This window comes from Pseudomonadota bacterium, from assembly GCA_026388215.1.
In the GTDB taxonomy this organism is placed as follows: Bacteria; Desulfobacterota; Syntrophorhabdia; order Syntrophorhabdales; family Syntrophorhabdaceae; genus JAPLKF01.
Window position 1 is genome coordinate 1 of record JAPLKF010000230.1, and the last position, 1,694, is coordinate 1,694.

1 protein-coding gene is annotated in these 1,694 nt (G+C 38.9%); it reads right to left on the reverse strand.

Annotation, left to right across the window (positions count from 1 at the left end; all coding sequences use genetic code 11):
• Positions 1–474 precede the first annotated feature (474 nt).
• Positions 475–1,542, reverse strand: coding sequence for an asparaginase (locus NTU69_11445; GenBank protein ID MCX5804122.1), 1,068 nt, complete (start codon positions 1,540–1,542; stop codon positions 475–477).
• Positions 1,543–1,694: the final 152 nt, after the last annotated feature.

Consider the following 1,694-nt stretch of genomic DNA (forward strand, 5'->3'; position numbering starts at 1 on the left):
TAATGAAAAGCCCTTCCAATAAATTTAAGTGCTGCTTGTTTCTCCGATCCTGATGATTCTGATTTCATATCTTTTTGTATTCCTTGCTTATATGTCAGGCAAAAATTCCTTTTTTTAAATATTGTCTACTGTTTGTTGCAACTACAGGAAAGACTTTATAGTTTAAGACTTTGTTCCGCTTATTTCAACAGGAATGGATTTATCCTGGACTCCAAATCCCCAAACAAAATCATCAACTGAATCGTCAACCAAATCATAAACCATATTTAAGACGAAAGAAATAAGATAGATGAAAAAGCTCTATAAAGCTCTTCCAGCTTAGCAATTTGATTAAAGATTGTATAACAGTCTATCATTAAAAGAAATAAAAACTTATATTTCAAGACCTGACCCCGAACGTTGCCTATAATTTTGAATGGTTAAGCCGGAACCCATGAAAGGGATCCGGCTTATTTCTTATACGGTGCTATAGCATTAATGATCAAACAGTTTCTGTATCTCATTTGCTTTCGATGTAGTTTGTAAGGCGAGCATCAGCAGTATTCTTGCTTTTTGTGGCGGAAGATTGTCTGCAAAAATAGCGCCTGCCTCTTTCAGCGTTTGGCCCCCTCCTAGAAATCCATAGACGGGAAGCACCCTGCCGTTAAAAACCCGTGTAGAAATAACTACGGGTATCCCTTTGCCTATTGCCTCTTTTATTGCCTCATACATAGGGATATTGACATTCCCCCAACCAAGCGCCTGTATAATAATCCCCTTTGCACCGGCTTTTACCGCTGCCCTGACAAGGGTTCCTTCTGCACCACCATACATTGAAACAATTTCGACGTACGGAAGCTTATCTTGCTTAAGTTGTATGTATTGTCTCCGTAATGGTGACCGGTAAAATATTACCCGGTCATTATCAGCATTACCGATGAATCCAAAATCCCCTGATTTAAATGTTTCTACGTCTGAAGTGTGTGTTTTGGTAACCTCACGTGCAGCATTTATCTGATTGTTGAGGATAATCATCGCTCCTTTCCCTATTGCATCAGGAGAAACACAGACTCGTGTAGCATTCAGGAGGTTTCGTGGACCATCAAAATCCTTCTCAGATGCATTTCTCTGTGCACCAATAAGGACAATGGGTTTTTTACTTGGAACTGTTAAATCAAGAAAATATGCAGTTTCTTCAAGGGTGTCTGTTCCATGAGAAACTATGACTCCTGCAACCTCCGGGCGTGACAGTGCTTTAACTATCTCCTTCTGCAAGCTGACCCAGCGGTCCTGATCCATATAATCAGACGGAACATTTGAGAGATTAAGTACTTCAATCTTCGCTATGTTTGCTATCTCCGGAACAGTAGAAACAAGATCTTCACCGGAAATAGCAGGTACAGGGGCTTTTTTTACAGGGTCAATCTTCATAGCGATTGTGCCACCAGTGGCAATGAGCTTAACTACTGGAAGCTCTGCTGTTACGATGAAAGGAAAAAAGAGAAATACCAACAACAGTGTGCTACTTAAAAACAGCTTTACTTTGTTACTTTGTTTTTTCATGCCAACCCCTCCTCTTAAAATATATTTAATATCAAGAAAATATAAAAATAAAGTGGATCCCTTCGTCAAGACAATTTTTTATCATTCCTAAGTTACAGCCCTGTATAAATAAACAATAGGGTCAGGTCTTGAATTATCAGTTTTTTTCAATT

Excerpts from the sequence above, each read along its gene's own strand:
- NTU69_11445 (MCX5804122.1), bottom strand. The coding sequence starts at position 1,542 with ATGAAAAAACAAAGTAACAAAGTAAAGCTGTTTTTAAGTAGCACACTG.